The sequence below is a fragment of the Rhizobium sp. AAP43 genome (genome assembly GCF_001296045.1).
Classification (GTDB): domain Bacteria; phylum Pseudomonadota; class Alphaproteobacteria; order Rhizobiales; family Rhizobiaceae; genus Allorhizobium.
In genome coordinates this window covers 141,522-168,172 of record NZ_LJHS01000018.1, presented here as the reverse complement: position 1 = coordinate 168,172, position 26,651 = coordinate 141,522, and the positions used below count along the sequence as shown (strand labels likewise).

At 60.8% G+C, this 26,651-nt stretch carries 24 protein-coding genes; 10 read left to right on the top strand and 14 right to left on the bottom strand.

The genetic code is table 11. From position 1 onward, the window contains the following. The first annotated feature begins 109 nt into the window (after positions 1-109). The 9 genes from IP76_RS12175 (at position 110) to fghA (ending at position 6,411) form a co-directional block, all read left to right on the top strand. Positions 110-1,381, top strand: a complete 1,272-nt coding sequence (locus IP76_RS12175) for an SRPBCC family protein (RefSeq protein WP_054158478.1) — start codon at positions 110-112, stop codon at positions 1,379-1,381. Positions 1,382-1,449: 68 nt separating this feature from the next. Continuing rightward, the gene (locus IP76_RS12170; protein ID WP_054158477.1) at positions 1,450-2,064 is read left to right on the top strand and encodes a GNAT family N-acetyltransferase; all 615 of its coding nucleotides are present in this window, start codon (positions 1,450-1,452) and stop codon (positions 2,062-2,064) included. A gap of 124 nt (positions 2,065-2,188) precedes the next feature. Next, a complete protein-coding gene (locus IP76_RS12165) occupies positions 2,189-3,316 on the top strand; it encodes an S-(hydroxymethyl)glutathione dehydrogenase/class III alcohol dehydrogenase (RefSeq protein ID WP_054158476.1) in 1,128 nt (375 codons plus the stop codon). After that, positions 3,316-3,768 (top strand): GNAT family N-acetyltransferase, encoded by a 453-nt coding sequence (locus tag IP76_RS12160; protein WP_197278335.1) that lies wholly within the window; start codon positions 3,316-3,318, stop codon positions 3,766-3,768. Before IP76_RS12165 ends, IP76_RS12160 begins: the two co-directional genes overlap by 1 nt. 77 nt (positions 3,769-3,845) lie before the next feature. After that, positions 3,846-4,097 (top strand): type II toxin-antitoxin system ParD family antitoxin, encoded by a 252-nt coding sequence (locus IP76_RS12155; RefSeq protein WP_082352509.1) that lies wholly within the window; start codon positions 3,846-3,848, stop codon positions 4,095-4,097. 3 nt (positions 4,098-4,100) lie between these two features. Then, positions 4,101-4,400, top strand: coding sequence for a type II toxin-antitoxin system RelE/ParE family toxin (locus tag IP76_RS12150; protein ID WP_054158473.1), 300 nt, complete (start codon positions 4,101-4,103; stop codon positions 4,398-4,400). Positions 4,401-4,404: 4 nt separating this feature from the next. Continuing rightward, positions 4,405-4,851, top strand: a complete 447-nt coding sequence (locus tag IP76_RS12145; RefSeq protein WP_054158472.1) for a YaiI/YqxD family protein — start codon at positions 4,405-4,407, stop codon at positions 4,849-4,851. A gap of 49 nt (positions 4,852-4,900) precedes the next feature. After that, a complete protein-coding gene (locus IP76_RS12140; RefSeq protein ID WP_054158471.1) occupies positions 4,901-5,548 on the top strand; it encodes a DUF1345 domain-containing protein in 648 nt (215 codons plus the stop codon). A gap of 29 nt (positions 5,549-5,577) precedes the next feature. Continuing rightward, positions 5,578-6,411, top strand: a complete 834-nt coding sequence (fghA, locus tag IP76_RS12135; protein ID WP_054158470.1) for an S-formylglutathione hydrolase — start codon at positions 5,578-5,580, stop codon at positions 6,409-6,411. Between the two features lie 115 nt (positions 6,412-6,526). Here the strand turns inward: fghA and IP76_RS12130 are convergent, their stop codons facing one another. The 10 genes from IP76_RS12130 to IP76_RS12085 form a co-directional block, all read right to left on the bottom strand. Then, positions 6,527-7,588: a DMT family transporter gene (locus IP76_RS12130; RefSeq protein ID WP_054158469.1), complete on the bottom strand. Its 1,062-nt coding sequence runs from the start codon at positions 7,586-7,588 to the stop codon at positions 6,527-6,529. A 216-nt stretch (positions 7,589-7,804) separates the two neighbouring features. Beyond that, positions 7,805-9,412: a glycoside hydrolase family 43 protein gene (locus IP76_RS12125; protein WP_054158468.1), complete on the bottom strand. Its 1,608-nt coding sequence runs from the start codon at positions 9,410-9,412 to the stop codon at positions 7,805-7,807. A 199-nt stretch (positions 9,413-9,611) separates the two neighbouring features. Next, positions 9,612-10,664, bottom strand: coding sequence for an L-glyceraldehyde 3-phosphate reductase (mgrA, locus tag IP76_RS12120; protein WP_054158467.1), 1,053 nt, complete (start codon positions 10,662-10,664; stop codon positions 9,612-9,614). A 200-nt stretch (positions 10,665-10,864) separates the two neighbouring features. Then, positions 10,865-11,998 carry a Gfo/Idh/MocA family protein gene (locus IP76_RS12115; RefSeq protein ID WP_054158466.1) on the bottom strand — a complete coding sequence of 378 codons (1,134 nt, stop codon included), beginning with the start codon at positions 11,996-11,998 and terminating at the stop codon, positions 10,865-10,867. 27 nt (positions 11,999-12,025) lie between these two features. Then, on the bottom strand, positions 12,026-12,787 hold the full coding sequence (locus IP76_RS12110) for a sugar phosphate isomerase/epimerase (RefSeq protein ID WP_054158465.1): 762 nt from the start codon (positions 12,785-12,787) through the stop codon (positions 12,026-12,028). Positions 12,788-12,847: 60 nt separating this feature from the next. Further along, positions 12,848-15,307 (bottom strand): glycoside hydrolase family 2 protein, encoded by a 2,460-nt coding sequence (locus IP76_RS12105; protein ID WP_054158464.1) that lies wholly within the window; start codon positions 15,305-15,307, stop codon positions 12,848-12,850. A 62-nt stretch (positions 15,308-15,369) separates the two neighbouring features. Continuing rightward, a complete protein-coding gene (locus tag IP76_RS12100; protein ID WP_054158463.1) occupies positions 15,370-16,458 on the bottom strand; it encodes an ABC transporter ATP-binding protein in 1,089 nt (362 codons plus the stop codon). A 4-nt stretch (positions 16,459-16,462) separates the two neighbouring features. After that, positions 16,463-17,407, bottom strand: coding sequence for a carbohydrate ABC transporter permease (locus IP76_RS12095; RefSeq protein WP_054158462.1), 945 nt, complete (start codon positions 17,405-17,407; stop codon positions 16,463-16,465). Beyond that, positions 17,400-18,302, bottom strand: a complete 903-nt coding sequence (locus tag IP76_RS12090; protein WP_054158461.1) for a carbohydrate ABC transporter permease — start codon at positions 18,300-18,302, stop codon at positions 17,400-17,402. The genes IP76_RS12095 and IP76_RS12090 overlap by 8 nt, the downstream gene beginning before the upstream one ends. 173 nt (positions 18,303-18,475) lie before the next feature. Next, positions 18,476-19,711 carry an ABC transporter substrate-binding protein gene (locus tag IP76_RS12085; RefSeq protein ID WP_054158460.1) on the bottom strand — a complete coding sequence of 412 codons (1,236 nt, stop codon included), beginning with the start codon at positions 19,709-19,711 and terminating at the stop codon, positions 18,476-18,478. Positions 19,712-20,145: 434 nt separating this feature from the next. On the opposite strand from IP76_RS12085, the gene IP76_RS12080 reads away from it, so the two are divergent. After that, positions 20,146-21,174, top strand: a complete 1,029-nt coding sequence (locus IP76_RS12080) for a LacI family transcriptional regulator (RefSeq protein WP_054158459.1) — start codon at positions 20,146-20,148, stop codon at positions 21,172-21,174. A 26-nt stretch (positions 21,175-21,200) separates the two neighbouring features. On the opposite strand, the gene IP76_RS12075 is transcribed toward IP76_RS12080, so the two are convergent. The 4 genes from IP76_RS12075 to IP76_RS12065 form a co-directional block, all read right to left on the bottom strand. Next, on the bottom strand, positions 21,201-22,370 hold the full coding sequence (locus IP76_RS12075; RefSeq protein WP_054158458.1) for a diguanylate cyclase: 1,170 nt from the start codon (positions 22,368-22,370) through the stop codon (positions 21,201-21,203). A gap of 298 nt (positions 22,371-22,668) precedes the next feature. Beyond that, positions 22,669-24,090 carry an NADP-dependent phosphogluconate dehydrogenase gene (gndA, locus tag IP76_RS12070; RefSeq protein ID WP_054158457.1) on the bottom strand — a complete coding sequence of 474 codons (1,422 nt, stop codon included), beginning with the start codon at positions 24,088-24,090 and terminating at the stop codon, positions 22,669-22,671. A gap of 96 nt (positions 24,091-24,186) precedes the next feature. Further along, positions 24,187-24,342: a cbb3-type cytochrome oxidase assembly protein CcoS gene (gene ccoS / locus IP76_RS22805; protein WP_082352508.1), complete on the bottom strand. Its 156-nt coding sequence runs from the start codon at positions 24,340-24,342 to the stop codon at positions 24,187-24,189. Continuing rightward, complete coding sequence (locus IP76_RS12065; RefSeq protein WP_054158529.1) at positions 24,339-26,651, bottom strand: cation-translocating P-type ATPase; 2,313 nt, start codon at positions 26,649-26,651, stop codon at positions 24,339-24,341. The genes ccoS and IP76_RS12065 overlap by 4 nt, the downstream gene beginning before the upstream one ends.

Below are 26,651 nucleotides of genomic sequence, written 5' to 3'. Positions count from 1 at the left end.
CGATGCACGCGTAGTTTCGGTCTTGCTTAAAAGTCGAATGATAAAGGTCAGTAAATGGCAGAGTTTTGAACCTATTGCTTGAGCATCAGCGTTTCACCGGAGACCGGAATTGGCGTCGCATCAGGCCGCACTGTTCTTGCTCGTCATCAATCTCGGTCTGTTATGGCTGATGATGGCCGCTCCGCTCGGTCGAAGGTCGATCCGGGTAACGCGGGTGCTGAACGCGCGCGCTGAAGAGGTGTGGAATATCACAAGGCCGGCCGGCGACATGACGGCCTGGCACCCGTCCGTGATTGCTGTCGAGCCTGTGGAAGGTGCGCCTGATCGCGTGGAATTCGCCTACCGCCACCCGGACCGGCATGGCCGGCCGACACGCCGGATTATGGCCGTCGACCGGGCAGCGATGACCGCCGGGGCAAGTTTCTCCTGCGATCTTCGAATTGTGGCCGATAGCGCGCTCGATGTGTCCTATTGGAAGGGCTATCGTGAGCACCGAACGGTCGAGCGACTGGGTCTCGATACACGTGTCACCTTCGAGATTACCGATGATTATCGCGGGCTTGCGCCTTACCTCTTCCGTCTGTTTCTGCTGCGCCGGGAAATGACGGCGCTGAAGAACCATGTCGAGGAACGCGCCTCTTCAAGCCTCGCGCATTTCGAGCATCCCCTGTGGCAGGCTGTTCTGATGATCGGGTCGACCCTGATGCTCTGGCCGTTCTTCGGTCTCAATGAAGCCGGCCTGATGATTTCCATCTTCCTGACACTGGTGATCGTCCTGCACGAGCTTGGCCATATGATCGCCTATCGAACATTTGGTCATCCAAGTGCGCGAATGATCTTCGTGCCGCTGCTCGGCGGCATCGCCATCGGGGGGCGCCCCTATCACAGCCGTTTCGAGGTGGCGACCTGCGCATTGATGGGCGCCGGCGTTTCGGCACTTCTGGTCCCCATCCTGATTGCAGCACATCAGTCGGCCGATGGCGTTGGTCACGGCTTCGATACCGATGGGCCAATTCTTGTCTTTCTGGTGATTCTCGGCGGGTTCAACCTGCTCAATCTCCTGCCGACCTATCGCTTTGACGGAGGGCAGGTCCTGCGACAGATCTTCGAGACCGAACGACTTTTGGCAGTCGCAAGCTTCATCGTGACGGCTGCGATCCTGTGGACGGGCTGGCGACTCGGGCTATCCTATACGATGCTCATCGGCTCGCTTGCCGTGTTCACGCTCTTGAGCCTGATCAAGACGAAAAATGCCAAACCGCGGGCTGAACTTGTCCCGATGACGCCGGCAGAGCGTTTGATGACGGGCTTTGGTTACTATGCGGCGCTTTCGATCCACATTTATGGCCTGATCTATTCCTGCCGCCTGCTCTTTCCATGAACGGCGCCGCCCCCATCGACACACAATCGCGCGCTTGACTTCAGCGGACGGAACAGGTCCAAAAGGGCATGGACACCGTCAATACGCCCTTGCCGATCGGCTATTCGAAACTGCCTCAGGGAACGCTTGCCACTGTGGTGACATGCCTCGAGATGCGGGAGAAACCACCGCTTCGTGCGGCTCCTTCCGAGGCAGACCTCTCCGTTGTCCCGTGGCCTTCGCCCGACCCTGAAGAGTACCGCGCGCTCTATCGCCGGGTCGGGGAAGAATGGCTCTGGGTGTCGCGCATTTCTATGGAAGACGAAGCCCTGCGGGCTATCCTCACCAGTGCAGCGGTCGAGATCTTTGGCCTGATGCGACATGGCGAGCGCATCGGCCTCCTGGAGCTTGACTTCCGCAAGGCCGGCGAGTGCGAACTGGCCTTTTTCGGCGTTGACGCGTCTGCGGTCGGCTCAGGTGCCGGCCGTATTCTGATGAATGCCGCGATCGACCATGCATGGTCGAAACCGATCGACCGGTTCTGGGTGCATACCTGCCATCTGGACCACCCGGCGGCGCTTCCCTTCTACCAGCGCTCCGGTTTTACCGTCTATGATCGGATGGTCGAAGTGTTTGAAGATCCGCGCCTGTCGGGCATGCTCAACCGCGATGCCGGCCGCCACGTTCCACTGATAGAGGCGTGATCGGACCACAACCTGATTCGGCTGAAAAATCAGACTATTGACAAAATGGGGTGCGCCCTCTTGAGCCCGTCCGCATTGGCGTGCCAAACTCGCAGCCAGAGACAAATTCAAGGGAGAACACATCATGGATGTACGCGCCGCCGTCGCCGTTCAGGCTGGCAAGCCGCTCGAGGTCATGACTGTACAGCTGGAAGGCCCGCGCGCGGGCGAAGTGCTGATCGATGTCAAGGCGACCGGCATCTGCCACACCGACGATTTCACCCTTTCGGGCGCCGATCCGGAAGGTCTGTTTCCGGCGATCCTCGGGCATGAGGGTGCTGGTATCGTGGTCGATGTCGGCCCTGGCGTGACCTCGGTCAAGAAGGGCGACCATGTCATTCCGCTTTATACGCCGGAATGCCGCGAATGCTATTCCTGCACCTCGCGCAAGACCAACCTCTGCACCTCGATCCGTGCCACCCAGGGTCAGGGCGTGATGCCTGACGGCACCAGCCGATTCTCGATCGGCAAGGACAAGATCCACCACTACATGGGCTGCTCGACCTTCTCGAATTTCACGGTTTTGCCCGAGATTGCCGTCGCCAAGGTCAACCCCGACGCGCCCTTCGACAAGATCTGCTATATCGGCTGCGGTGTCACGACCGGCATCGGCGCCGTGATCAACACGGCCAAGGTCGAAATCGGCTCGACGGCGATCGTCTTCGGCCTCGGCGGCATTGGTCTGAACGTGCTGCAGGGCCTGCGGCTTGCCGGTGCAGACATGATCATCGGCGTCGACATCAACCCGGACCGCAAGGCCTGGGGCGAAAAATTCGGCATGACGCATTTCGTCAATCCGAAGGAAGTCGGCGACGACATCGTGCCCTATCTCGTCAACCTGACCAAGCGCGGCAACGACCTGATCGGCGGCGCGGACTACACCTTCGACTGCACCGGCAACACCAAGGTGATGCGTCAGGCGCTGGAAAGCTCCCATCGCGGCTGGGGCAAATCCGTCATCATCGGCGTGGCCGGTGCCGGCCAGGAGATCTCGACGCGTCCGTTCCAGCTGGTCACCGGCCGCAACTGGATGGGCACCGCCTTTGGCGGCGCGCGCGGCCGCACCGACGTGCCGAAGATCGTCGACTGGTACATGGAGGGCAAGATCCAGATCGACCCGATGATCACCCACACCATGCCGCTCGAGGACATCAACAAGGGCTTTGACCTGATGCACAAGGGCGAATCGATCCGCGGCGTCGTGGTCTATTGATGTCAGTGCCTTACACTGTCGACGTGCGGAGGCTCGACGAGTTCTCCGCCACCGACCTCTACGAGATGCTGAAGCTGCGCGTCGACGTCTTCGTCGTCGAGCAGCATTGCCCCTATCCGGAACTCGACGGCAACGACAAGGACTGCCTGCATCTGCGGCTGCTGCAGGACCGCGACCTCCTGGCTTGCGCAAGGCTCTGGCGGCCGATCCCGGAGCATCATCCCCGCATTGGCCGCGTCGCGGTGTCGCCTGATCATCGCGGAAAGCGACTGGGCGAAGCCTTGATGCGCGAGGCAATTGCCGAGGTGGAGAAGCGCCACCCCGGTGAGCCGATCGAGATTTCGGCGCAGAGCCATCTGCAGAAGTTCTATGGGTCGCTCGGCTTCGAGGTGATCTCGGAGGAATATCTGGAGGATGATATTCCGCATGTCGACATGCTGCGGCGGGGGTAGGTTTTCACGATCGTTTCGCTAGATGGCTGGCTATACGAAATCATGATAGACTGACGTAGTCTCGCGGAGTTGACGTGATGAAGCATGACCGCATTATGTTGGATGACAGACAAGCAGCTTTGGTCGAGCGGCTAGTGGAATCGGGTCGGTTCAGTTCAACGACAGACGTCATCGGCTACAGCCTTGATCTGCTAGAGCAACGCGAGGCGGAGGCTGCGCGGTTTCTAACGGATCTGGAGCGCGAAGCGGCCCTCGGATTGGAAAGTGGCCCTCCGGTTATGATGGAATCTGCTGACGACCTGGTCACAGAATTTCGGAAGCGGCGGTGACCCATGCCGCGGATCCTGCGAAGACCACTCTTCGTCGAGGATCTTTACGGCATTTGGTCCTTCATCGGAGCGGACAATGAGGCCGCAGCCGATAGCTTCGTCGCAGAGTTGGAAGAGCGATACTGGGTATTGGCGGAACGTCCGCATCTCGGCGTCCAACGATTTCCCAGATATCCGACGATGCGGCTATTCCCCTTCCGGCGATACCTGATTATCTACCAGCCACTCGACACCGGGGACGGGATCGAGCTCATCCGTCTCCTGCATGCGGCGCGAGACTATCGCAGATTCTTTGACGACTGATCAAATGCCCGAAATCTATGTCGATGCCGATGCCTGTCCGGTGAAGCCGGAGATCCTGAAAGTCGCAGAGCGGCACGATCTGCCGGTGACCTTTGTGGCGAATTCGGGCTTGAGGCCGTCGCGCGATCCGATGGTGAAGAACGTCATCGTATCCGGCGCCTTCGATGCGGCCGATGACTGGATCGCCGAGCGCTGTGGCGAAGGCGATATCGTTGTGACGGCCGATGTGCCACTGGCCGGGCGTTGCGTCGCGGCCGGTGCCCAGGTGACGGGCCCGACGGGACGGATCTTCGACAAGGCCAATATCGGCATGGCAACCGCCATGCGCGATCTCGGGGCGCATCTGCGCGAGACCGGCGAGAGCAAGGGCTACAATGCAGCCTTCTCTCCACGCGACCGCTCCGCCTTCCTCGAAACGCTTGACAGGCTCTGCCGCCGCATCAAGAAGTAGGGCTGATCACCCGGGCAAGACCACAGGCGCAGCGCTTTTGAAAAACCTGATGAATTCGGTGCTCGACCACCGCTATCGTTCCTTTGCCCTGGCCGGTGGCTTGGCGGTCGCGAGCCTGCCCATTGCGGCAGCGTTTCAACCTGCCCTCATCATCGAACTGCCAGCCATCCTGTTCTTTTTCCTCTACCTGATCCTGTCGCTGCTCAGGATGCGGCGGCTGACCCCTTCCTATCTGAGGCAGCATGCGGACGCCGCCGATGCGCCGGCCTTCGCCATTTTCGCGGTGACCCTGCTGGCGATCGTCGCCGCAATCGGCTCGCTGTTTCTGGCGCTGAACCGCACCGACAGCCAGAGCGGTTACACAGAGCTGGCGCTGGCTTTCGCCTCCGTGGTCCTCGGCTGGCTGACGATCCACACCATGGCGGCGATGCACTATGCCCATGTTTATTGGCGGCCTTCGCGGACAAATGAGAACGGACGGCGCGGCGGGCTGGAGTTTCCGGCGACGCCGAACCCCTGCGGCCATGATTTCCTCTACTTCTCGCTGGTCATTGGCATGACCGCCCAGACCTCTGACGTCGTCATCACCTCGACGGCGATGCGCAAGCTCAATCTTGTGCATGCGACAACCTCGTTCTTCTTCAACACCGTGCTGGTCGCGGCTGCCGTCAATGCGGCGGTGTCGCTGGCCGGCTGACCCATTCGCACGACAAGGAAGCAACACCCATGAACATCATCTCCCAGAACACCGCCTTCGGCGGCATGCAGGGCGTCTTTTCCCATCAGTCGGAAACGACCGGCACCGAAATGACCTTCGCCGTCTTCGTGCCGCCGCAGGCGATTGCAGAAAAGCGGCCCGTGCTCTGGTACCTCTCCGGCCTCACCTGCACCCACGCCAATGTCATGGAAAAGGGCGAGTATCGCAGGATGGCCGCCGAACTCGGCCTGATCGTCGTCTGCCCAGATACCAGCCCACGCGGCAATGACGTGCCGGACGAACTTACCAACTGGAAGATGGGCAAGGGTGCGGGCATGTATCTGAACGCCACCGAAGCGCCCTGGGCCGAACACTTCCAGATGTATTCCTACATCACCGAGGAACTGCCAGCGCTGATTGCCGAACAGTTCCGCGCCGACATGACCCGCCAGGGGATCTTCGGCCATTCCATGGGCGGCCATGGCGCGATGACGATCGCGCTGAAGAACCCTGAGCGCTTCAAGAGCTGCTCGGCCTTTGCGCCGATCGTCAATCCGCTGACGGCGGACTGGACGCAGGATGCGTTTGAGAAATATCTCGGCCCAGACCGGGCGAAGTGGCGCGAATATGACGCCTGCGCGCTGGTGGAAGACGGTGCGCGCTTCCCTGAGTTCCTGATCGACCAGGGCAAGGCCGACAGCTTCCTGGAGACCGGGCTCGCTCCTTGGAAGTTCGAGGAGGCGGTCAAGGGCACCGATATCGGCCTGACGCTACGCATGCATGAGCGCTACGATCATTCCTACTACTTCATTTCGACCTTCATGGAGGATCACCTGAAGTGGCATGCGGAGCGGTTGGGGTGAAGAAGGGCGGGCTCGTCATGCTCGGGCTTGTCCCGAGCATCCGCTACCGTTGAAATCATTGCGACGCCTGCAGATCCTCGGGACGAGCCCGAGGATGACGGTGGTTTGGCTCATGTTACCCATGCCCATGCCGGTGATGCAGGTCCGGATAATGGGGGTGTTTGTGGCGGAGCGGCGCGTGGCGGTGCCAGTGTGCATGCGGCTCGGTGACGGGGCCGTCATGGTCGTGGCTGTGGTGATCGTCGTGGCTGTGGAGATGATCGTGCTCGATGGGATCATGCACGTGATCATGCTCGTGGCGCTCCGACAGATGCAGCCATAGGCCGAAGCCCATCAGCAGTGCTGCGACGACGAGCGATAGGGTCACCGGCTCACCGAAACCGATGACGGCGATCAGGGCGCCGATGAAAGGGGCAAGCGAGAAATAGGCGCCGGTGCGCGCGGTGCCGAGATGGCGCAGACCCAGCATGAACATGACAAGGCTGACGCCGATGCCGAGGAAGCCGACGATGGCTCCAATGCCGATGACGAAAAACGACGGCAGCGACGCACCGAGGAAAAGCGCCAGCACCACGTTGGTACCACCCGCAGCGAGCCCCTTGATCATCGCGATCTGTACGGGATCGGCAGAGGAGAGCTTGCGGGTCAGATTGTTGTCGATGCCCCAGCAGAGGCAGGCCGCCGCGATCCACAGACCGCCGGGATCAAGCTTCAATCCACCGCCATCGAATGACAGCACGACCGCGCCGACCACAATGGCGAGAGCGCCGATCAACAGGCGGCGATCGACATTTTCGCGAAACACCAGCCAGGCGATCAGCATGGTGGCCAGCCCCTCGAGATTGAGAAGCAGGGAGGCGGAGGAGGCTGGCGTCAGCGACAGGCCGAGCATCAGGAACAGCGGTGCCATCACGCCACCGAAGGCCACGACCGCCGCAAGCCAGGGAAGATCGGACCGCGACAGCGGCGCCTCGACCCGCTCAAGCCCGATCAGCGGCCGCCCCCAATGGACGAGCGCCAGCCCGATCCCCGCACCGAGATAAAGGATGCCCGCCAGAAGCCAGGGATCGACGCTGCCGAGCAGCCATTTGGACAAAGGTGCGGAGGCACCGAAGAGCACGGCGGAGCCGAGGGCGAGCGGGACGCCGGGAAAGAGATGGGCGTGATGATGGTCCATTGCGGAATCTTACAGGCAATGTGGATGGCGTACAGCCTGTTTCCACGTAAAGCCGTTCCACCTGAAATGTCTGATCGAATGCGTCTGGTCCGGCAACCGCCTGGACCAACAGTCTTGCTCGGGCTCGTCCCCAGCATCCGCTACCGTTGAATTGACTGCGACGTGAGTAGATCCTCGGCACAAGGCCGAGGATGACGACGGATACGCTTGCGCCCCTCACCCCCGCCGATACACGAACCGCTCGAAATCCGCCACCTTGCCGCGCCCGGTAATGTCGAAGCAGAACATGCCGGCAAAGGCGCCGGTGAAGGAGCCGTGTTCGCCGAAACCGCCTTCGTCGGAGACGACGCCGGCGTCGAGGACGGGGCCGATAGCCTGCCATGCGCCTTCGCCTGCGACGCGCCAGAAGAATTGCAGGTCGTTGTCGGTGATCTCCATGGCGAGATCCACGGCACCCTCGGGGATCGACTGGCCCATGCCGATCGGGAACGCCAGCTTGCCGGAGGGATAGTCGCCCGGGCAGGAGAGGATGATCAGCGAGCGGCCAAGTTTTTCGTCGGTGGAGATGCCGAGCGCGTGGAACTTGTAGCGGTTGTAGTAATGCGTCAGGCCTGCGACCTGTTGGTAAGTGTCGGGCGAGAATTCGAGACGGGTTTCGGCGCGGAAGCGGTGATGCTCCTGCCGGCGGGCGACGAGCGACTGCTCGAACCAGGAGCCGATGCTTTCACGCCCGAAGAGGCGCAGGCGCCCTGCCCGCTCGGTGAGGCTGAACAGGCGTTCGGGCTGCGGCGTGCGCAGCCACTGGAGTTCGGATGGTAAGTCCGGGCTGTCGAAGGTCCTGACGATCTCGACGGGTTCCTCGCGCTTCACCGCACCAGTAGGCGCCGGCACCTCGACGGATGGTACGACGCCGCCCTGTTCGAGATAGAGCCAGCCGTCTTCCTTCCAAACGCATTTCTGTAAGGCTGTTTCGCGGCCGAGCGTGCAGCGGCGCTTCGGGGCCATGGGGCGTCCGCACAGATGCGTGTGGTAGACCTGACCGTCCGGCGTCTCGACATATTGGCCGTGGCCGGCGCGCTGCAGGACTGCCTCCGGGTTATCCTTGGCGGTGATCAGATGCGTGTTCGGATGCATCTCGTAAGGGCCGTCGATCGAGCGGGAGCGCGCCATGGTCACGACATGGTCATAGCCGGTGCCGCCCTCGGCGGTCGTCAGGTAATACCAGCCATTGCGCTTGAAGAGATGCGGGCCTTCGACGAGACCTTGGCTGCTGCCCTCGAAGATATTCCTGATCGGGCCGATGAGCTTTTGCGTCTTCGGGTCCCATTCCTGTAGCAGGATGCCGTCGAACTTGGCGTGACCGATGGTGTTGCGGGCTTCGGGACGGTGGTTCCACTGCATGTTGGTGAACCACTTGCGGCCGTCATCGTCGTGAAAGAGCGAGGGGTCGAAGCCGGAGGAATTCACGTAGATGGGGTCCGACCACGGGCCTTCGATGGACGGTGCCGTGACGATGTAGTTATGCGCGTCCTTGAACGAGCCTTCGAAGCGTTTGACGTCAGTATAGACGAGCCAGAACACGCCATCGGCATAGGACAGGCACGGCGCCCAGACGCCACCGCTGTCGGGATTGCCGCGCATGTCGAGCTGGCTTGCGCGGTTGAGCGGGCGGGTGACGAGGTCCCAGTTCACCAGATCGCCCGAATGATGGATCTGCACGCCCGGATACCATTCGAAGGTGGAGGTGGCGATATAGTAGTCGTCGCCCACGCGGCAGATCGACGGGTCCGGATTGAACCCCGGCAGGATGGGATTGGTGATCATGGCGTTTTTCCTCCTCCGCACTTACCTCTCCCCCTGCGGGAGACTAAGAAAAACCAGGGACTTAGCAAAAGGCTCAAGCCCTAGATTTTTCAGGAGAGGGGTTGCCTGACTGACAAGCCCCTCTCTTGGGATTTCTAGCACTTAGCTGACGCTAAGCTGCTGAAATCCCGTTCTCCCCCGCAAGGGGGGAGATGGGTTTCTACTTCTTCTTCCTGGGCGGGCCCTTGCGCTCGGCAGAGGCAGCCCAGATGTTGATGTCGGCGTCCTTGGCGAAGACGTCGATTTCGGCCAATTCTTCCGCCGTGAAATCGGGCGTCTCGATTGCCTTGACGCAATCCTCCACCTGGGAAGGTTTGGACGCGCCGATCAGCGCTGTGGTGATGCGCTTGCCGCGCAGCACCCAGGCAAGCGCCATCTGTGCCAGCGTCTGGCCGCGCTTTTCGGCGATGCGGTTGAGGCCGCGGATGTTTTCGAGATTGCGCTCGTTGAGGAAGCCCGGGTCGAGCGACTTGTCCTGCGTGGCGCGGGTGCCTTCCGGAATGCCGTTCAGATACTTGGACGTCAGCATGCCCTGTGCGAGCGGCGAGAAAACGATCGAGCCGACGCCGAGCTCTTCGAGCGTATCGATCAACCCGTCTTCCTCGATCCAGCGATTGATCATCGAATAGCTGGGCTGATGGATGAGAAGCGGCGTGCCAAGGCTTTTGAGGACTTCATAAGCTTGGCGGGTGCGCTTCGAATTGTAGGAGGATATGCCGACATACTGCGCCCTGCCCGACCGCACGATGTGATCGAGTGCGCCGCAGGTTTCCTCGAGCGGCGTGTCGGGATCGAAGCGGTGCGAATAGAAGATGTCGACATAGTCGAGGCCCATGCGCTTCAGGCTCTGGTCGCAGGAGGCGATCAGGTATTTGCGGCTGCCCCATTCGCCGTAAGGGCCGGGCCACATGTTGTAGCCGGCTTTCGACGAGATGATCAGCTCGTCGCGGTAACCCCGGAAATCGGTCTTGAGGATCTCACCGAAGGCTTCCTCGGCGCAGCCCGGCGGTGGGCCGTAATTGTTGGCGAGGTCGAAATGGGTGATGCCGAGATCGAATGCCTTGCGGCAGATCGCCTGCTTGGTGGCATGCGGCGTGTCATTGCCGAAATTGTGCCAGAGGCCGAGCGAGATCGCCGGCAGCTTCAGCCCGCTCTTGCCGCAGCGATTATAGGTCATCCGCTCGTAGCGGTTTTCGGCGGGGGTATAGGTCATGGATGGTTCTCTCCCAGATGCATGTGCCCGGCGGAAACGAAGACCCCCTCTGGCCTGCCGGCCATCTCCCCCACAAGGGGGGAGACCGATCGGGGACGCTCCCGTTCTCCGCCAGCCGCAACTTAGCGGAGACGAAGCAAAAGCCCAGAGGCGGCGGCGGAAAAGCCCCTCCCCCTTGTGGGGAGGGGTTGGCGATGGGTCTAGCGAAGCAGAGCCTGCGCTTCGTCGATACCCAGAGCTGCCGGTTGGGTGCAGGTTGTCGACAATGTCACGAATTCTCCCGTCTCGCCCGACTTCAGGATAGAGACCATGACGTCGACGCCGTGCAGGGTACGGTCGAGCGAGCAGCGGGCATCGCGGCCTTCGAGAATGGCGACAGCCATGTCGGCGAGACCGGCCGTGCGGTAGTTGGCGCGCGGCCCTTGCGGGCTTTCCTGGTTGTTGATGCCGAATGGATGATCCCAGGCTTCAAGCGGCTGGATATCCTTGTCGCGACCGGAGGCTTCGACGACACCGCCGAAGAAGTTGGGGTCTGGCACGTAGAGCGAGCCTTCGGTGCCGTAGAGTTCCATGTTGGCGTGGCGATGGCTCCAGACATCCCAGCTGGCGGACAGCGTGATCGTCGCGCCGTTCTGGAATTCCAAGAGCGCATGGATGTTTGTGGGCGTCTTGACCGGGATCTGCTCACCATTGCGCGGCTGGCTGGTGATGGTGCGGGTCTCGCTGGCCATCGAGGTCAAGGCTGCTACGCGCTTCACCGGACCGATCAGGTTGATCAGGTTGGCGATATAGTAAGGACCTAGATCGAGAACCGGGCCGCCGCCCGGCAGGAAGAAGAAGTCCGGGTTCGGATGCCACATTTCCATGCCGGGGCTCATGACGTGGCAGGTGCCGGAGGTGACTCGGCCGATGCCACCCTTGTCGATATAGGCACGCGCCAGCTGATGCGCGCCGCCGAGGAAGGTATCGGGTGCGCAGCCGACGGACAGGCCCTTGGCTTTGGCAATCGCACGCAGATCTTCGCCCTGTTCAAGCGAGAGCACCAGCGGCTTTTCCGAATAGACGTGCTTGCCGGCTTCGAGGATGCGCTTGGAGACCGGGTAATGCGCATCCGGGATAGTCAGGTTGACGACGATATCGACCTCGTCATTGGCGAGAAGCTCGTCGATCGTCTGTGCCTTGACGCCGTATTCTTCGGCGCGCAGCTGCGCAGCACTCATGTTGATGTCGGCGCAAGCGACGACTTTCAGGCCGCGAAACAGCGGCGCGAGCGTAAAGTAGGTGGTGGAGATATTGCCGCATCCGATGATGCCGACGCCGAGTTCGCGTGCCATAAGAATGTCCTGCTCTGTGCGCTGGGTTCAATAGGTTTTGAAGGACGCGATCGAGCGGGTGATCAGCCGGTCGATGTCCTTGGGATTGTCGTGCTCCACGACGAAATGCTTGACGCGAGTGCTCTTCAGCGCAGCGACCAGGCCCTTCCAGTCAACGGTGCCATGGCCGACATCGGCCCAGCCGTCTTCGTCGGCATTCTCGCCCGCCGGTGCGATGTCCTTGACGTGGACGGCGCTGATGCGCTTACCGTAGCTTTCGATCCAGGCGAAGGGATCGGCACCACCGCGGATGACCCAGGCGATATCGGCTTCCCAGTCCAGTTCCGGGCCACCGGCGAAGATCTGCTCCTGCGGGGTGGAGCCATCCGGCAAAGCCACGAATTCGAAGTCGTGATTATGCCAGCCAAAAACGAGGCCGGCATCGCGCAGCGGCTTGCCGGCGGCCTGTAGACGCTGGCCGAAAGCGAACCAGCCGCTGGCATCCGTCGGACGCTGGTCGGGCATCAGGTAGGGGCAGTAGACCGCCTCGATGCCGAGCGTCTTTGCAATCTTGATCACGCGATCCGGGTCGCCCTCGATCATGTCGAGGCCGAAATGGGCGGTCGGCATAGTCAGGCCGTTGTCATCGAGTTCCTTGCGGAAGGCATCGAGCTCACCATCGGCGAGCGAGGCGTAAAGCGCGCCGTAGCCTTCGACCTCACCGTAACCGGCGGCCTGGAGCTTCGGGTAAATGCCGCTGAAGGGCTGAAAATTGCGGGCGCTGTAAAGCTGAAATCCGAGCGTGGTCATAGGGGTACTCCTCCTCGTTTTCCCTGGATCGGGCGCCCAGGGCCTTATGGGTGTCGCCTGTCATTCCACCGACTGGCAGCTGTAGAGATCGTAGACGCGGAATGCCGGCAAGGTGCCTGATGGTCGTGCCGTGTCCGGGGTGAAGGTGATGCGGCGGCTTTCGCCGGCCGAAAGGTCGAAGGCGTTGTCGGAATAACGGCCGGCGGTCTCGCTTTCGAGCATGACGAAGAGCGCCAGACCCTTTGCGGTGACAGTTACCTCGAACGCACCATCATTCGTGGCGATGACGGTGGTCTCGATACCCGCCGGCTGGAGCTCCAGCGCCTTATAGGTGCCGTTGATAAAATGCCCCTCTCCGGTCATGCCGTTGGATGCAATGAAGCTCCAGGCGAGAAGACCATCCGCCGGGATTTCGCTGGCATCCAGCGTGACGAGAATGTCGGCAGCGTCGGGGCCGCAATCGCCCTGCACGCTTTTTAGCGGAATGCGCTCGCCCGAAAGCGTCAGGACGAAGAGGTTGGCATCGACCGTAACGGTATCCAGCGTGTCGTTGACCATGGAAAGCGTGATGGAAGTGGCATCCTCGGAAGGAATGGCAGCGACCGCGACCGGCTGGAAGAAGCGACGAACCATGTAATGCATGGCCTTCCAGCTGCCGCCATAGTTCAAGCTGGACCAGGAGGCGACGGGCCAGGTGTCGTTGAGCTGCCAGTAGATCGTACCCATGCAGTGGGGCTTCAGCGATCGCCAGTATTCGACGGCAGTCTTGATGGCGAGCCCCTGCTGGATCTGGCTTAAATAGACGAAATTGGCAAAATCCTTCGGGAAGCGGAAATAGCGGAACATGGTGCCCGCGATCCGCTCATTGCCGCCGACATTCTTCTGGTGCAGCTCCATGACGGGCGACGCGATGTTCATGTCGCTCTTGTCGGCGAAACTCTCGATGACGGGCAGCGAGGTGTAGGACTGGAAGCCGAATTCCGAGCAGAAGCGTGGTTTGACGGTTCGGTAATTATCGAAACTCTTGTTTTCGTGCCAGACAGACCAGTAGTGCATGTCACCCGAACCATCGGCATGCCAGGCATCGCCGTAGTCGAGATAGCCGGAGGCCGGGCTCGACGGCCACCAGATGCCTTGCGGGAAGGACTTCTTTATGCCCTGCTCGATGACGCGATTGAGGCGGTCATAAGCGACGAGATAGCGGTCGCGGTTGTCGCGCGATTCCGGAAACCAGGTCAGCGCACCGACGAGCTCGTTGTCACCGCACCAGATGACGATGGAGGCGTGGCTCGACAGGCGCTTGACCTGATATTCGACCTCGTGGGCGACATTGTCGAGGAAGTCCTCGGTGCATGGGTAGAGATTGCAGGCGAACATGAAGTCCTGCCAGACCATCAGACCAAGCCGGTCACAAAGGTCATAGAACCAGTCGGCCTCATAGAACCCACCACCCCAGATGCGGATCATGTTCATGTTGGCCGCGATAGCGGAATTCAGCAGGTCTTCAGTCTTCTCTTCCGACGCGCGCGAAAAGAGCGCGTCCGCTGGGATCCAGTTGGCACCACGGCAGAAGATCTCGCGTCCGTTGACCTTGAGCGCGAACCGACTGCCGGCTGCGTCGGAATCGGTGAGGAGTTCGACAGTGCGCAAGCCGATCTGGCGGGTGACGACCTCCGTCGGCAGATCGACGGTCAGCGTATAGAGCGCCTGCGCGCCGGAACCCGATGGCCACCAGAGGCGCGGGCTCTCGATCTCGAAGATATGCACGATCTTCGTTTCGCCGGCGGCGATACCGACATCGAGGCGGACTCGCTCGCCGTCGAGATCAAAATGGATTGGCACGACTGCGGGCTCAGACGAATGCAGCGTGGCGATCACCTTCAGGTCAACGCGGCCATCGGCATGATGCACCTGCTCCGTCTCGACATGTTCGATGCGGGCGGGATCGAGCTGTTTCAATGCGATCGACCCATAAAGGCCAAGCGGCGCAAGGGCGATGTTCCAGTCCCAGCCGAAATGGCATTGCGGCTTGCGCAGCATATTGCCGTTGGGGATTGGCGAATTCGCGGTCGAATACGGGATATAGAAGGGCTGGCGCGCCTGGCGCTCGGCGCCCGCGGTGATGCTGGAATGGAAGAGGATGCGGATCTTGTTTTCACCCGGCTGAAGCGCGTGGCTGACATCGGGGCGATAGCGCCTGAAGCAGTTGTCGGCTGAGAGCACCGGGATATCGTTGACGAAGACGACGGCGATGGTGTCGAGATAGTCGATATCGAGATACCAGCTGCCAGCGACATCCGGGACAATGACGCTGCGCTCTATGGCCCAGTCGCGCTCGGCGACCCACTGCACCGCTTCTTCATTGCGGGCAAAATAGGGATCGGGGATGAGGCCGGCAGCGTGGAGCGCCGAGTGGACATCACCGGGGATGCTGATCGACGCCCCGTGGTCGCCGTCCACGGACGACAGATGCCACGCTCCCTGGAGATCGATGGTGCCGCCGCTCGTATACTCATTCATGATACGCGTCCTGGAAGAAAAAGGCGTCCCGGCACGCAGGTCCGGGACGCAGGGGGGATCACTCAGATTCGGTCTTCACTCTTGGCGTCGAAAAGGGAGGCGACCTCCATGTCGAAAGCGAGGCGCACGCGCGCACCCGGCGCATAACGCCGCGTACCGCTGATACGGACCGACATTGTATGGCCGGCATGTTTCAACCACAGAAGATTGTCGGCACCCATTGGCTCTTCGATATCGACGACAGCCTCATGCAGTTCGGTGATGCCCGTTTCCTCGTCGACCTTGATATGCTCAGGCCGGACGCCAAGCACGACCTTACGGCCGGCGGTCAGGGGCTCCTGCGACCTGTAGCCGTCCAGTGAGAACAGCACATCATGCGTGCGGAAGAAGATCTTGCCGCCCTCGTTCACGAGTTCGCCATGCAGGAAATTCATCGACGGGGAACCGATGAAGCCTGCGACGAAGAGGTTTCTCGGCTGATTGTAGATGGTGTTGGGATCTGCGAGCTGCTGGATCACGCCGCTTTTCATGATTGCGATGCGGTCTGCGAGCGTCAGGGCCTCGATCTGGTCGTGGGTGACGTAGATCATCGTGTTCTTGAGATTGTGGTGCAGACGCTTGATTTCGACACGCAGCTCCGAGCGCAGCTTGGCGTCAAGGTTGGAGAGCGGCTCATCGAACAGGAAGACATCGACATCGCGTACCAGGGCACGGCCGATCGCCACGCGCTGACGCTGACCGCCGGAAAGCGCTGACGGCTTGCGGTCAAGCAGTGGGCCGATCTGCAGGATATCGGCGGCACGCTGGACGCGCTTCTCGATTTCCTCCTTCGGCATCTTGGCGACCTGGAGGCCGAAGGAGAGGTTCTTTTTCACCGACATCTGCGGATAGAGCGCATAGGACTGGAACACCATGCCGATGCCGCGGTCCTTGGGCTCCTCCCAGGTGACGTTCTTGCCCTTGATGAAGATCTGCCCGTCGGTCGGCTCGAGCAGGCCGGCGATGCAATTCAACAGCGTGGACTTGCCGCAGCCGGATGAGCCGAGGAGAACGATGAACTCACCGTCGACGATGTCGAGATTGAGGTTTTCCAGCACCTTGACGGCGCCGAAGCTCAAAGAGAGGTCCTTGATCGATACACTGTGCGACATGAGCTTAACCCTTGACTGCGCCGGCTGCGATGCCCCGGACGAAGAGGCGTCCGGAAATGAAGTAGACGATGAGCGGCACCGCGCCGGTCAAAAGCGTCGCGGCCATGTTGACGTTGTATTCCTTCACGCCCTGGACCGAATTGACGATGTTGTTGAGCTGCACTGTCATCGGGTAATATTCCGGGCGGGTGAACACGACGCCGAACAGGAAGTCGTTCCAGATACCGGTGATCTGCAGGATCATGGCCACGACGAAGATCGGCAGCGACATCGGCAGCATGATTCTGAGATAAATCTGCCAGAACCCTGCCCCATCAATGCGCGCCGCCTTGAACAGTTCTTCGGGCAGCGACGTGAAATAGTTGCGGAAGAGCAGTGTCAGGATCGGCATGCCGAAGATGGTGTGCACGATAACAAGGCCGGTTAGGGTTCCGTAGATCCCGAGTTCGCGCAGCACGATGACGATCGGATAGATCATCACCTGATAGGGAATGAAGGCGCCGATGATCAGGACGGTGAAGAAGAATTCCGAGCCCTTGAAGCGCCAGTTGGCCAGCGCATAGCCGTTGACCGAGGCAATCAGGATCGAGATCAGCGTCGAGGGGATGGTGATGCGCACCGAATTCCAGAAGCCACGCGACAGGCCGTCGCAATTGAGGCCCGTGCAGGCTGTGGCCCAGGCTTTGACCCAGGGCTCGAAGGTGATCTCCATCGGCGGCGAGAAGATGTTGCCGAGACGGATTTCCGGCATGCCCTTGAGCGATGTTACGACCATCACGTAGAGCGGCACCAGGTAGTAGAGCGCAAAGAAGATCAGCGAGCCGTAGAGCATGATGTTGCGGCCGGAAAAGGTCCGTTTGGGCTTGGCGCCACGGGGGCCTGTTTCCAGACGGCCAGAGACTGCATCGCAACCGGCAGCCGCAGCGTTGAGAGAACCGGGATTAGCCACGCTTCTTACCTCCGAATTCCAGATAGGCCCAGGGGATGATGATGATGGCGACGGTCAGCAACATCATCGTCGATGCAGCGAAGCCCTGACCGAGGTTCTGTGCCTGAAACATGTAGTCATAGACATATTTCGCCGGGACTTCGGAGGCGATGCCGGGGCCGCCACTGGTCTGGGCAACGACCAGATCGTAGAGGCGGACGATGCCGGAGGTGATGATCACGAGCGTGGTGATGAAGACGGGTCGCATCATCGGGATGACGATGAAGAGATAGGTCCGCCACATCGGGATGCCATCGACCCGCGAGGCCTTCCAGATATCCTCATCAATGCCGCGAAGGCCGGCAAGTAGCAGGCACATGACGAGGCCCGTCCCCTGCCAGAGACCGGCGATCAGGATGCCGTAGATGACGATATCGGCGTCATAGAGCGGATTGAAGGTAAAGGTCTCCCAGCCAAGCGAGCGGACGATCGACTGAACACCGAAATCAGGATTCAGGATCCATTGCCAGACAAGGCCGGTGACGATGAATGAAAGCGCAAAGGGATAGAGGAAGATCGTCCGGAAAGCGTTTTCAAAGCGGATCTTCTGGTCCATCAATGCTGCGAGAACAAAGCCGATCACGATCGAGAAGATCAGGGACAAGATGCCGTAGATCGCCAGATTCTGGATCGACATGACCCAGCGCGGCGCATCCCAGAGGCGTTCATACTGGTCGAAGCCGACGAAATTCGTGCGCGGCAAGAGCTTCGAATTGGTGAAGGAATAGACCACCGTCCAGATGGTCCCGCCGAGGAAGATCACCAGAGCGGTGAGAACCATCGGGATCGATGCAATCTTGGCATTAAGATTGCGAAACAGCTTGTTGGGTCGACCGGCATGCCGAGCGCTTGCCATGGGTCCGTCCTCCTCGTCCTAGACACCGGGATCGAGCAAGGTCCGCGACGAGAGCACCACAAGGCGCCCCTCCTCCCACGCGGTCCGCTGCCGAGCGACACGTCGCTCTCCCCGGTTGAAATTGGCCAGTGAACGGCCGGGGACGAACCCCGGCCGATCGTCATCCGGTCAAATCATTCGGCAGATGCGATGATGTCGGCGAAACGCTTCTGCGCGTCTTCCGGTGTCATGGAGGCATTGGCGAAGAACTCGGAGAAGAGGTCCTCCTTCTGCTTCTGGCTATCAGCCGAGAGCAGCTGGTCGGTGCCCTGGATAACATTGCCCTTGGCAAGGATATCAAGGCCCTTCTTCATGCAGTCATTGGCAGCGGCGAGATCGACGTCGCCACGAACCGGCAGCGAACCCTTCTTCAGGTTGAATGCCACCTGCGTGGTCGGCGAGAGCAGTGTCGAAGCCAAGACATCCTGTGCTGCCGACTTAGCCTCGTCATCAACGACGGGGAAGTAGAAGGCGTCACCACCTGTAGAGATGATCTCGTTCACGCCGAGGCCCGGAAGGCAGGTATAGTCCTTGCCCGCAACCTGGTTGGCGAGCGCGAACTCGCCCTGTGCCCAGTCACCCATGATCTGGCCGCCAGCCTTGCCGGTGATGACGAGATTGGTTGCCTGGTTCCAGTCCTGGACATTCGAGCCCTTGGCCATGCGACGCGCATCATCAGCGGCCTTGAAGACCTTGGCGATTTCAGGACCTGCCGCGACTTCCTCGTCCTTCTCCTTGAACACCTTCTCGAAGGTTTCCTTGCCGGCGATGGCGACCATCAGAACGTCAAAGGCACCGGCAGACTGCCAGGGCTGACCACCAACGGCGAGCGGAATGATACCCTTGGCTTCGAGTGCCGGTGCGGCTGCGACGAATTCGTCCCAGTTCTTCGGAACAGCAACGCCGGCCTGCTCGAACGCGGCATTCGACAGCCACAGCCACTGCCAGGAATGGATGTTGACCGGCGCGCAATAGATCTTGCCGTCGATCGTGCAGCTGTCGAGCAGGCTTGCCGGCTTGATGATATCCTTCCACTTTTCCTTTTCGGCAACCGCCGTCAGGTCCTTCATCAGGCCGGCTTCAACCAGTTCCTCGGCCTGCCGGCCGTGGTTGAACTGGGTGGCGCCCATCGGATCGCCGCCGGTGATGCGGCTGATCATGATCGGGCGGGCCGTGCCGCCGGACCCGGCGATGGCGCCGTCGATCCATTTGTTGCCGGTGGCGTCGAAAGCCTTGGCGAGTTCGGCGACGGCCGCGGCTTCACCGCCGGACGTCCACCAATGGGTTACTTCGAGATCGGTGGCCTGCGCTGCCGCAAACGGCATGACGACGGTAGCGGCTAGAGCTGCCGCAAAGCTACGAATATTCATGAGTCTCCTCCCTCACTGAAACGTTGCCGGAAAAACTTATGCGAAGTGTCAGACACACGCAACCGGCTGCGGAAGAATTTTTGTTAACAGCCCTCCCTCCGCTCAAAACCTCAGGGCGACACGACCAAGAAGACAGGACCTATCCAGAAAAGTATTGCAACGCATCACGATAAATATGACTGAAATGCCTCACAATTGTGGACAAACTAGATGAAACTTCTCGCGCCGCAACACAAATCCCTCTTGCAATGCAGCAGCCTCCCCGCACGCCTATGAGTTGAGCGACTGCGATCCTGGATGCAAATAAAGGCTCGACAAACAAACTGTATCGTTTCAGATTTAAAGGCTGTGGCGCTGAAAAATGGTGCCGCCGGGCCGGTTTGCACAGGGCTTGGGACCGACTATAAGCGGGCGAAAGCGAGTGGCGGGACAGCATGACGGAACAGCAAGAACGAATGCCGGCGCAGCCGGGCGGGGCCTCGGAACGACCGACCCTCAAAACGATCGCCTTCATGACCGGGCTCGGCATCACCACGGTGTCGCGGGCCCTCAAGGATGCGCCCGATATTGGTGCAGACACCAAAGAACGGGTGCGGATGGTGGCCCGCCAGCTCGGCTACCAGCCGAACCGTGCGGGCGTGCGTTTGCGCACAGGCAAAACCAATGTAATTGCGCTGGTCCTTGGGATTGACGAGGAAATCCTTGGCTTTTCCAACCAGATGGTTGTCGGCATTTCGGAAGTGCTGGCGGGCACGCCCTACCATATCGTGGTCACGCCGCACGCCCATACCAAAGACCCGATGCTGCCCGTGCGCTATATCCTCGAGACGGGGTCAGCCGACGGCGTGATCATATCGCGGCTGGAGCCGGAGGATCCGCGGGTCAGCCTGCTGATGGAGCGCAACATGCCGTTTGCGACCCACGGGCGCACACGGCTCGGCGAACCGCACCCCTTCCACGACTTCGACAATGAAGCGTTCGGTTATGGAGCTGTGGAACGTCTGGTCGCGCGGGGACGGAAGCGCATCGCACTCTTGCCGCCGCCAAGCAAGCTCACCTATTACGACCATCTTCGCGCAGGCTTCAGTCAGGCGATGACGACTTTTGGCGCACAGGAAGTGTCGCTGCCAATCAATATCGACGCCTCGCTTGAGGAAATCCGAACGATGGTTCAGGGCCTGATGAGCGGGCCGGATGCGCCGGATGGCCTGGTCCTGTCTTCGGGCAGCAGTGCGATTGCCGCCAATGCCGGCATTGAAGCAGCTGGCAAGCGGGTTGGCCGGGAGCTTGATCTGGTCGCCAAGCAAGGCACTCCCATTCTGAAATGGGTGCGACCTGAAATCATCACCGCGCATGAAGACGTCCGCCAGGCGGGGCGTGAACTTGCCAAGGCCGTCATTGCGCGGATCGACGGGATCGAGCCGTCCCTGCTGCAGAGTATCAGTCAGCCGCGCTGGGATTGAGCGCGGCTACCGTTCCCAAACCTATCCTATCCGAAAGCTGGAGCTTGGCCTTCATCCCAGACGACGACCGCGTTGCGACCGCGAACCTTGGCCGTGTGGAGTGCCGCATCCGCGCGCTTCAGCAACTCATCGGGCGTGACCTGCATGGCACCATGGGCAATGCCAACGCTGACGGTCACCGTCACCATCTCGGCACCGAAGAAGAACATCTGCTCAGCCACCGTATCGTGAATCAAACTGCCGAGCATCGCCGCCCGGTCGACATCACAATCCGGGACATAGGCGGCAAATTCCGCTCCTGCCAAGCGGCCGATCAACGCATTCGACGGTAGTTCACGGGCCATCAGCTGTGAGCAGCTTCGCAAGACTTCATCGCCACTGGAATGACCGAAGCGGTCGTTGATGCGCTTTACGTGGTCGACATCGACATAGAGAAAGGCGCCCTCGCCGCGGATTTTGAAGGACAAAGTCTGCATCATGTCGAGGAAGGTGCGACGGTTGACCAGGCCAGTCAGGGTGTCGGTTGCTGCGACCCATTGGTTCTCGAGCTGCAGCCGCTCTTTGACCATCACATAGGCACTGAAGTTGCCGAGGAAGGCACTCAGCAGAAACTCCACTTCGAGGAGGTCGCTCCACAGCGAAGGTGTCGTCACGATGGCATCACTCTGCCCCGTCACGAGTTCGGCCATGCCATTGCCCGCGAGGACAAGACCGGTGATCCCATGAACGGCGAACCATGCAGCGATCAGGCCTCGGCTCGGCAGGCGCTCGCTACGAGCAGAGATCCAGTGTTCGCGCAGGATCAGACCACAATAAAGGGCGGAGATCAGACCGAAGAAAACGAAACGAAGGCCGCTGTCCTCGTTGAAGACAGCAAAGCTCGCGGTGAACGCGGCCCACAGAACCGGTCCCATAGTGGCAAATTGCAAATGTACCGCTCGGTGATCAAAGCTGCGCAGGCCCTGCCAGGCAAGCGCAAGCGACATCAGGAGCAGGCCCTGCCCAAACGGTATGGAAAGGGCCGTTCCAGTTGATGCCAAGATGGCGCCGAACGCGCCGCTCATCGCGGCCAGAGCCCAAAGCAGGAAGTCAAGCCGACGCCCACCCTGCCGCCATAGACGCAGGAAGACGAGTGAAAAGACGGCGTGAATGGCCACGCTCGCCAGCAAAAGCGACTGCGAATGAAAGGAAAACATGAAACAACGCCTGAAATACGAGAGATTTCGTTAACCGAAGGCAGACGCTAGGCGCGATTCGTTAAATGGTGAGTAAGGAAATTCCTAGGATTTTAATCGAGCACGGTTGTACACACGCAAGACTACACTCAAGGCTTCGAGAGCCATTCCAGCAAAAGTGCGAAGCACATTGCGCCAGCGCCACGGAGAGCATGGCGTAGCCGGGGCGACGCCACCGATGGCGCCTCCGAAAGAAAAGGCCCGGGACCATAGAGCCCCGGGCCTGATGCGTGCCAAGAAGCACCGGATTGCGTTCGGCTTAGAACTGGCCCGCCCACGGACCATGATGGATGTCCTTGCCGTCGAGACGCTCGAAGCCATGGGCACCGAAGAAATCGCGCTGGGCCTGGATCAGGTTGGCCGTGCCGCGGCCGCGGCGATAGGTATCGAAATAGGACAAGGCCGAAGACAGGGCCGGAACCGGGAGGCCGGAAAGCGCGGCATGGGCGACGACCCGGCGGAGTGCTCCATCCGTTTCCTTGACCATGGCCGAGAAGGCCGGCGTGACAACGAGATTGGCCACATTCGGGTCCTTGGTGAAAGCCGAAGTGATCTCGTCGAGGAACTGCGAACGGATGATGCACCCGGCGCGCCAGATGCGGGCGATCGTCGGCATGGGCAGAGACCAGTTGAACTCTTGCGATGCCGACGACATCACGGCAAAGCCCTGCGCATAAGCCGCGATCTTGGCGGCCAGCAGCGCATTTTCAAGATCGGCGATGAAGGCGGCCTTGTCCTTCGGCGCTTCGGTGAGTGTTGGCAGGCCGAAGAGTTTTTCGGCAGCAAGGCGCTCTTCGCGCAGCGACGACAGCACGCGGCCGGAAACGGCGGCCTCAATGCCGCTCGCAGCCACTGCGAGATTCTGCGCCTCAATCGCCGACCATTTCCCCGTGCCCTTCTGGCCGGCTGCATCGACGATGATGTCGACCATCGGCGCACCGGTTTCCGGATCGGTGGCCTTCAAGACCTTCTCGGTGATCTCGATCAGATAGGAGTTGAGGCGGCCTTTGTTCCAGGTGCCGAAGATCTCGCCGATTTCGGCTGCAGACATGCCGAGACCGTCACGCAGGATGCCGTAGATCTCGGCAATCATCTGCATGTCGGCATATTCGATGCCGTTATGGATCGTCTTGACGAAGTGGCCAGCACCATCCGTGCCGAGCCACGCGACGCAAGGCTCATCATTGAACTTCGCAGCGATCGAGGTCAGTACGGGCTCGACGCGCTTCCAGCTGTCTTCCGTGCCGCCGACCATGATCGACGGACCGTGGCGCGCGCCTTCCTCGCCACCGGACACGCCCATGCCGATAAAGGTAAAGTCAGTGCCGGCAAGCTTTTCAAAACGGGCGACGGTGTCACGGAAATTGGCATTGCCGGCATCGATCATGATGTCGTTCTTCGACAGATACGGCATCAGCGCTTCGATCTGCTGGTCGACGGCTTCACCGGCCTTGATCATGATGATGATCGGGCGCGGCGGACGGATGGCGGCGACAAATTCTTCGATCGTGTGGCAACCGATGATCTGGCCTGCCAGATCGCCTGCTTCACCGAGGAATTCGTCGGTGCGGGCCGGCGTGCGGTTGAAGACCGCGATGCGATTGCCCTTCTCTGCGATGTTGAGCGCCAGATTGGAGCCCATGACCCCGAGACCGATCAGACCAATTTCCGCTTGCTGCACGTCAAGACCTCCGCATGCACATTCAGGATGCGGCTTTCTCGCATTCGTTGCCCGATGCGGCAAGACGGAAATTGGGCCCCGATGGTCAACGCAGTGTCAATCGCCGGGTTTGTCGTCGTCCTGCGTGATGACACGCCAACCTGCGCCGTCGAGATCGTCATACTGGCCGCTCTTCAGCGACCAGAGAAAGGCAAACAGACCGAGGCCGCCGAGAAACAGCGCGATCGGGATGAGGTAAATCAGCATATTCATGCAGCGAGCCTCGCATCGCCTGACACCGCAGCGCGCTCGATCGCAGTCGGTGGCGCAGCGGTCGCACCGTCAAGGGTGAGCCGGTTCAGCCGGAGCGCGTTGACCACAACGATGATCGAGGATGTCGACATGGCAACGGCAGCGATCAGGGGCGTCGCATAGCCAAGAAGTGCAATCGGCACGGCAATGACATTGTAGCCGATCGCGAGGACAAAATTCTCCCGGATGAGCTGGCCAGCGCGACGCGAGGCTTCGATCGCAAAGGGCACGGCTTCGAGGCCGTCGCGCATGAAAACGAAATCAGCGGCCTGGCGACCGACATCGGCCGCTGTCGCCGGCGCCATCGACACATGGGCGGCGGCGAGCGCCGGTGCATCATTGATCCCGTCGCCGACCATCAGCATGCGCCGGCCCTCGGCAGACGCTTCGGCACAGGCCTCGGCCTTTTCACGCGGTGTGAGTGCGGCATGCCAGTCGGCAATGCCAAGGTCGCCGGCGAGCCGCGACACGACCGCCGACCGGTCACCGGACAGGATGGCGAGCCCAAACCCTTCCTGTTTCAATTGGGCAATGGCCTGTACCGCACGCGGACGAAGGATGTCTTCGAAGAGGAAAATTCCCCGTTCCAGGCCATTGAGAGACAGCACGACTTCCGAGAAGGGTTGATCAGTTGCCGCGTCTTCCATCGGCCGGGCAGTGACGGCAAAGCGGCGATTTCCGAGGCGCCAGCGGCCTTCGGCCGTTTCCGCCTCGACGCCTGCACCCGGCACTTCCCGCACTGCGTCGAAGCTTTCGGGCTGACCGCCATAGGCACCCCACAAGGCCCTGGACAGCGGATGGCGGGAATGGGCGGCAAGACCGGCCGCAATGGCAAAGGTTCGGGCGTCGATCCGACCGCTGTCAACAAGCCGAGGCCGTCCAAGCGTCAACGTTCCTGTCTTGTCGAAAGCGATTGCCTCGATTTCGGCGAGCCGCTCCATGGCAGATCCGTCCTTGACCATGATGCCGGCCTTAAACAGGCGTCCGGCTGCGACGACCTGAACGACCGGCACGGCAAGGCCAAGCGCACATGGGCAGGTGATGATGAGGACGGTAATCGCCACCATCATCGCATGTTTCCAGTCACCGTCGTAAAGGCCCCAGGTGATGAAGGAGGTGATCGCGAGCAAATGGACGGCTGGCGAATAGTATTGCGCCGCGCGGTCGGCGATGCGCCGGTAACGCGCCCTGCCCCCTTCCGCCGCCTCCATCAGGTGAATGATTTCCGCCAGGAAGGAGTTCTGCGCCGTTGCCGTTGCTCTGATTGTCAACGAGCCGGTAAGGCTCATCGTGCCGGCCTGGACCTGCGTTCCCGGACGCACAGAGACGGGCGCGCTCTCACCATTGACGATCGACATGTCGAGGTCGCTTTCACCAGTCAAAACGACGCCGTCGACAGGAATGCGGTCACCGGCGGCGATTGCCACATGGTCGCCGACCCTGATCTCCTCGACCGTGCGGAAATCGCGGCCGCCCTCGGCCGTCAGCACCATGGCACCCCGAGGGCTCAGCCGCGCCAGGCCGCTGATTGCCGATCGCGCGCGGTCGCGCATGATGTGATCGAGTGTGCGGCCGATCAGCAGGAAGAAGAGCAGCGAGGCCGTCGCATCAAAATAGGCGTGCTCGCCATGATGGATCGTTTCCCAGAGCGATGCGAAATAAGACAGCGAGATGCCGATCGCGATCGGAACATCCATATTGGTGCGGCCATGCTTAATCACGTTCCAGGCCGACTGATAGAAGAAGCGCCCTGCATAGATCAGCGCCGGGGCGCAGATCAGAGCGGAAATCCAGTGAAACAGGTCGCGGGTCGAGGCTTCAGCCCCCGACCAGACCGAAACCGACAACAGCATGATGTTTGTCGCCGCAAAGCCGGACAGCGCTACAGCGCGGATCAACTGGTTTCGCAGAGCGTCAGATGCTTCCTCGGCTGCCGTGAACAGATGCGATTCATACCCAGTGGAGGCAATTGCGCGCGGCAGAGAGACAGGATCCGTCTCCAAGCCGTCGACGCTTTCTCTCCACACGACGGAAACCCGCTTGGTCGACAGGTTGACGCGGGCACGCTCGACTTGCGGTAAGGCCTTCAGGACACCTTCGATCGTGATGATGCAAGTGCCACAATGCACGGCCGGCACGCTGAGATCGACCTGCAGAAGCCCCGGACCGACCGGGCGGCTCGACAGTCGCAACTCTTCGGCCGAAGGAAGCGCGTGTCCGGCCCGCTCCATATCCAATGCGCCTTCTGTCCCGGCTGCACAGCAACTCAT

Bases quoted from the DNA above. Each gene is read 5' to 3' on its own strand.
- IP76_RS12110 (WP_054158465.1), bottom strand. From the start codon at position 12,787: ATGACCACGCTCGGATTTCAGCTTTACAGCGCCCGCAATTTTCAGCCC.
- IP76_RS12115 (WP_054158466.1), bottom strand. From the start codon at position 11,998: ATGGCACGCGAACTCGGCGTCGGCATCATCGGATGCGGCAATATCTCC.
- fghA (WP_054158470.1), top strand. From the start codon at position 5,578: ATGAACATCATCTCCCAGAACACCGCCTTCGGCGGCATGCAGGGCGTC.
- IP76_RS12105 (WP_054158464.1), bottom strand. From the start codon at position 15,307: ATGAATGAGTATACGAGCGGCGGCACCATCGATCTCCAGGGAGCGTGG.
- IP76_RS12140 (WP_054158471.1), top strand. From the start codon at position 4,901: ATGAATTCGGTGCTCGACCACCGCTATCGTTCCTTTGCCCTGGCCGGT.
- IP76_RS12150 (WP_054158473.1), top strand. From the start codon at position 4,101: ATGCCGCGGATCCTGCGAAGACCACTCTTCGTCGAGGATCTTTACGGC.
- IP76_RS12160 (WP_197278335.1), top strand. From the start codon at position 3,316: ATGTCAGTGCCTTACACTGTCGACGTGCGGAGGCTCGACGAGTTCTCC.
- IP76_RS12080 (WP_054158459.1), top strand. From the start codon at position 20,146: ATGACGGAACAGCAAGAACGAATGCCGGCGCAGCCGGGCGGGGCCTCG.
- IP76_RS12065 (WP_054158529.1), bottom strand. From the start codon at position 26,651: ATGAGTTGCTGTGCAGCCGGGACAGAAGGCGCATTGGATATGGAGCGG.
- IP76_RS12145 (WP_054158472.1), top strand. From the start codon at position 4,405: ATGCCCGAAATCTATGTCGATGCCGATGCCTGTCCGGTGAAGCCGGAG.
- IP76_RS12075 (WP_054158458.1), bottom strand. From the start codon at position 22,370: ATGTTTTCCTTTCATTCGCAGTCGCTTTTGCTGGCGAGCGTGGCCATT.
- IP76_RS12165 (WP_054158476.1), top strand. From the start codon at position 2,189: ATGGATGTACGCGCCGCCGTCGCCGTTCAGGCTGGCAAGCCGCTCGAG.
- IP76_RS12130 (WP_054158469.1), bottom strand. From the start codon at position 7,588: ATGGACCATCATCACGCCCATCTCTTTCCCGGCGTCCCGCTCGCCCTC.
- IP76_RS12125 (WP_054158468.1), bottom strand. From the start codon at position 9,412: ATGATCACCAATCCCATCCTGCCGGGGTTCAATCCGGACCCGTCGATC.
- mgrA (WP_054158467.1), bottom strand. From the start codon at position 10,664: ATGACCTATACCCCCGCCGAAAACCGCTACGAGCGGATGACCTATAAT.
- IP76_RS12100 (WP_054158463.1), bottom strand. From the start codon at position 16,458: ATGTCGCACAGTGTATCGATCAAGGACCTCTCTTTGAGCTTCGGCGCC.
- IP76_RS12085 (WP_054158460.1), bottom strand. From the start codon at position 19,711: ATGAATATTCGTAGCTTTGCGGCAGCTCTAGCCGCTACCGTCGTCATG.
- IP76_RS12170 (WP_054158477.1), top strand. From the start codon at position 1,450: ATGGACACCGTCAATACGCCCTTGCCGATCGGCTATTCGAAACTGCCT.
- IP76_RS12090 (WP_054158461.1), bottom strand. From the start codon at position 18,302: ATGGCAAGCGCTCGGCATGCCGGTCGACCCAACAAGCTGTTTCGCAAT.
- ccoS (WP_082352508.1), bottom strand. From the start codon at position 24,342: ATGAATATGCTGATTTACCTCATCCCGATCGCGCTGTTTCTCGGCGGC.
- IP76_RS12155 (WP_082352509.1), top strand. From the start codon at position 3,846: ATGAAGCATGACCGCATTATGTTGGATGACAGACAAGCAGCTTTGGTC.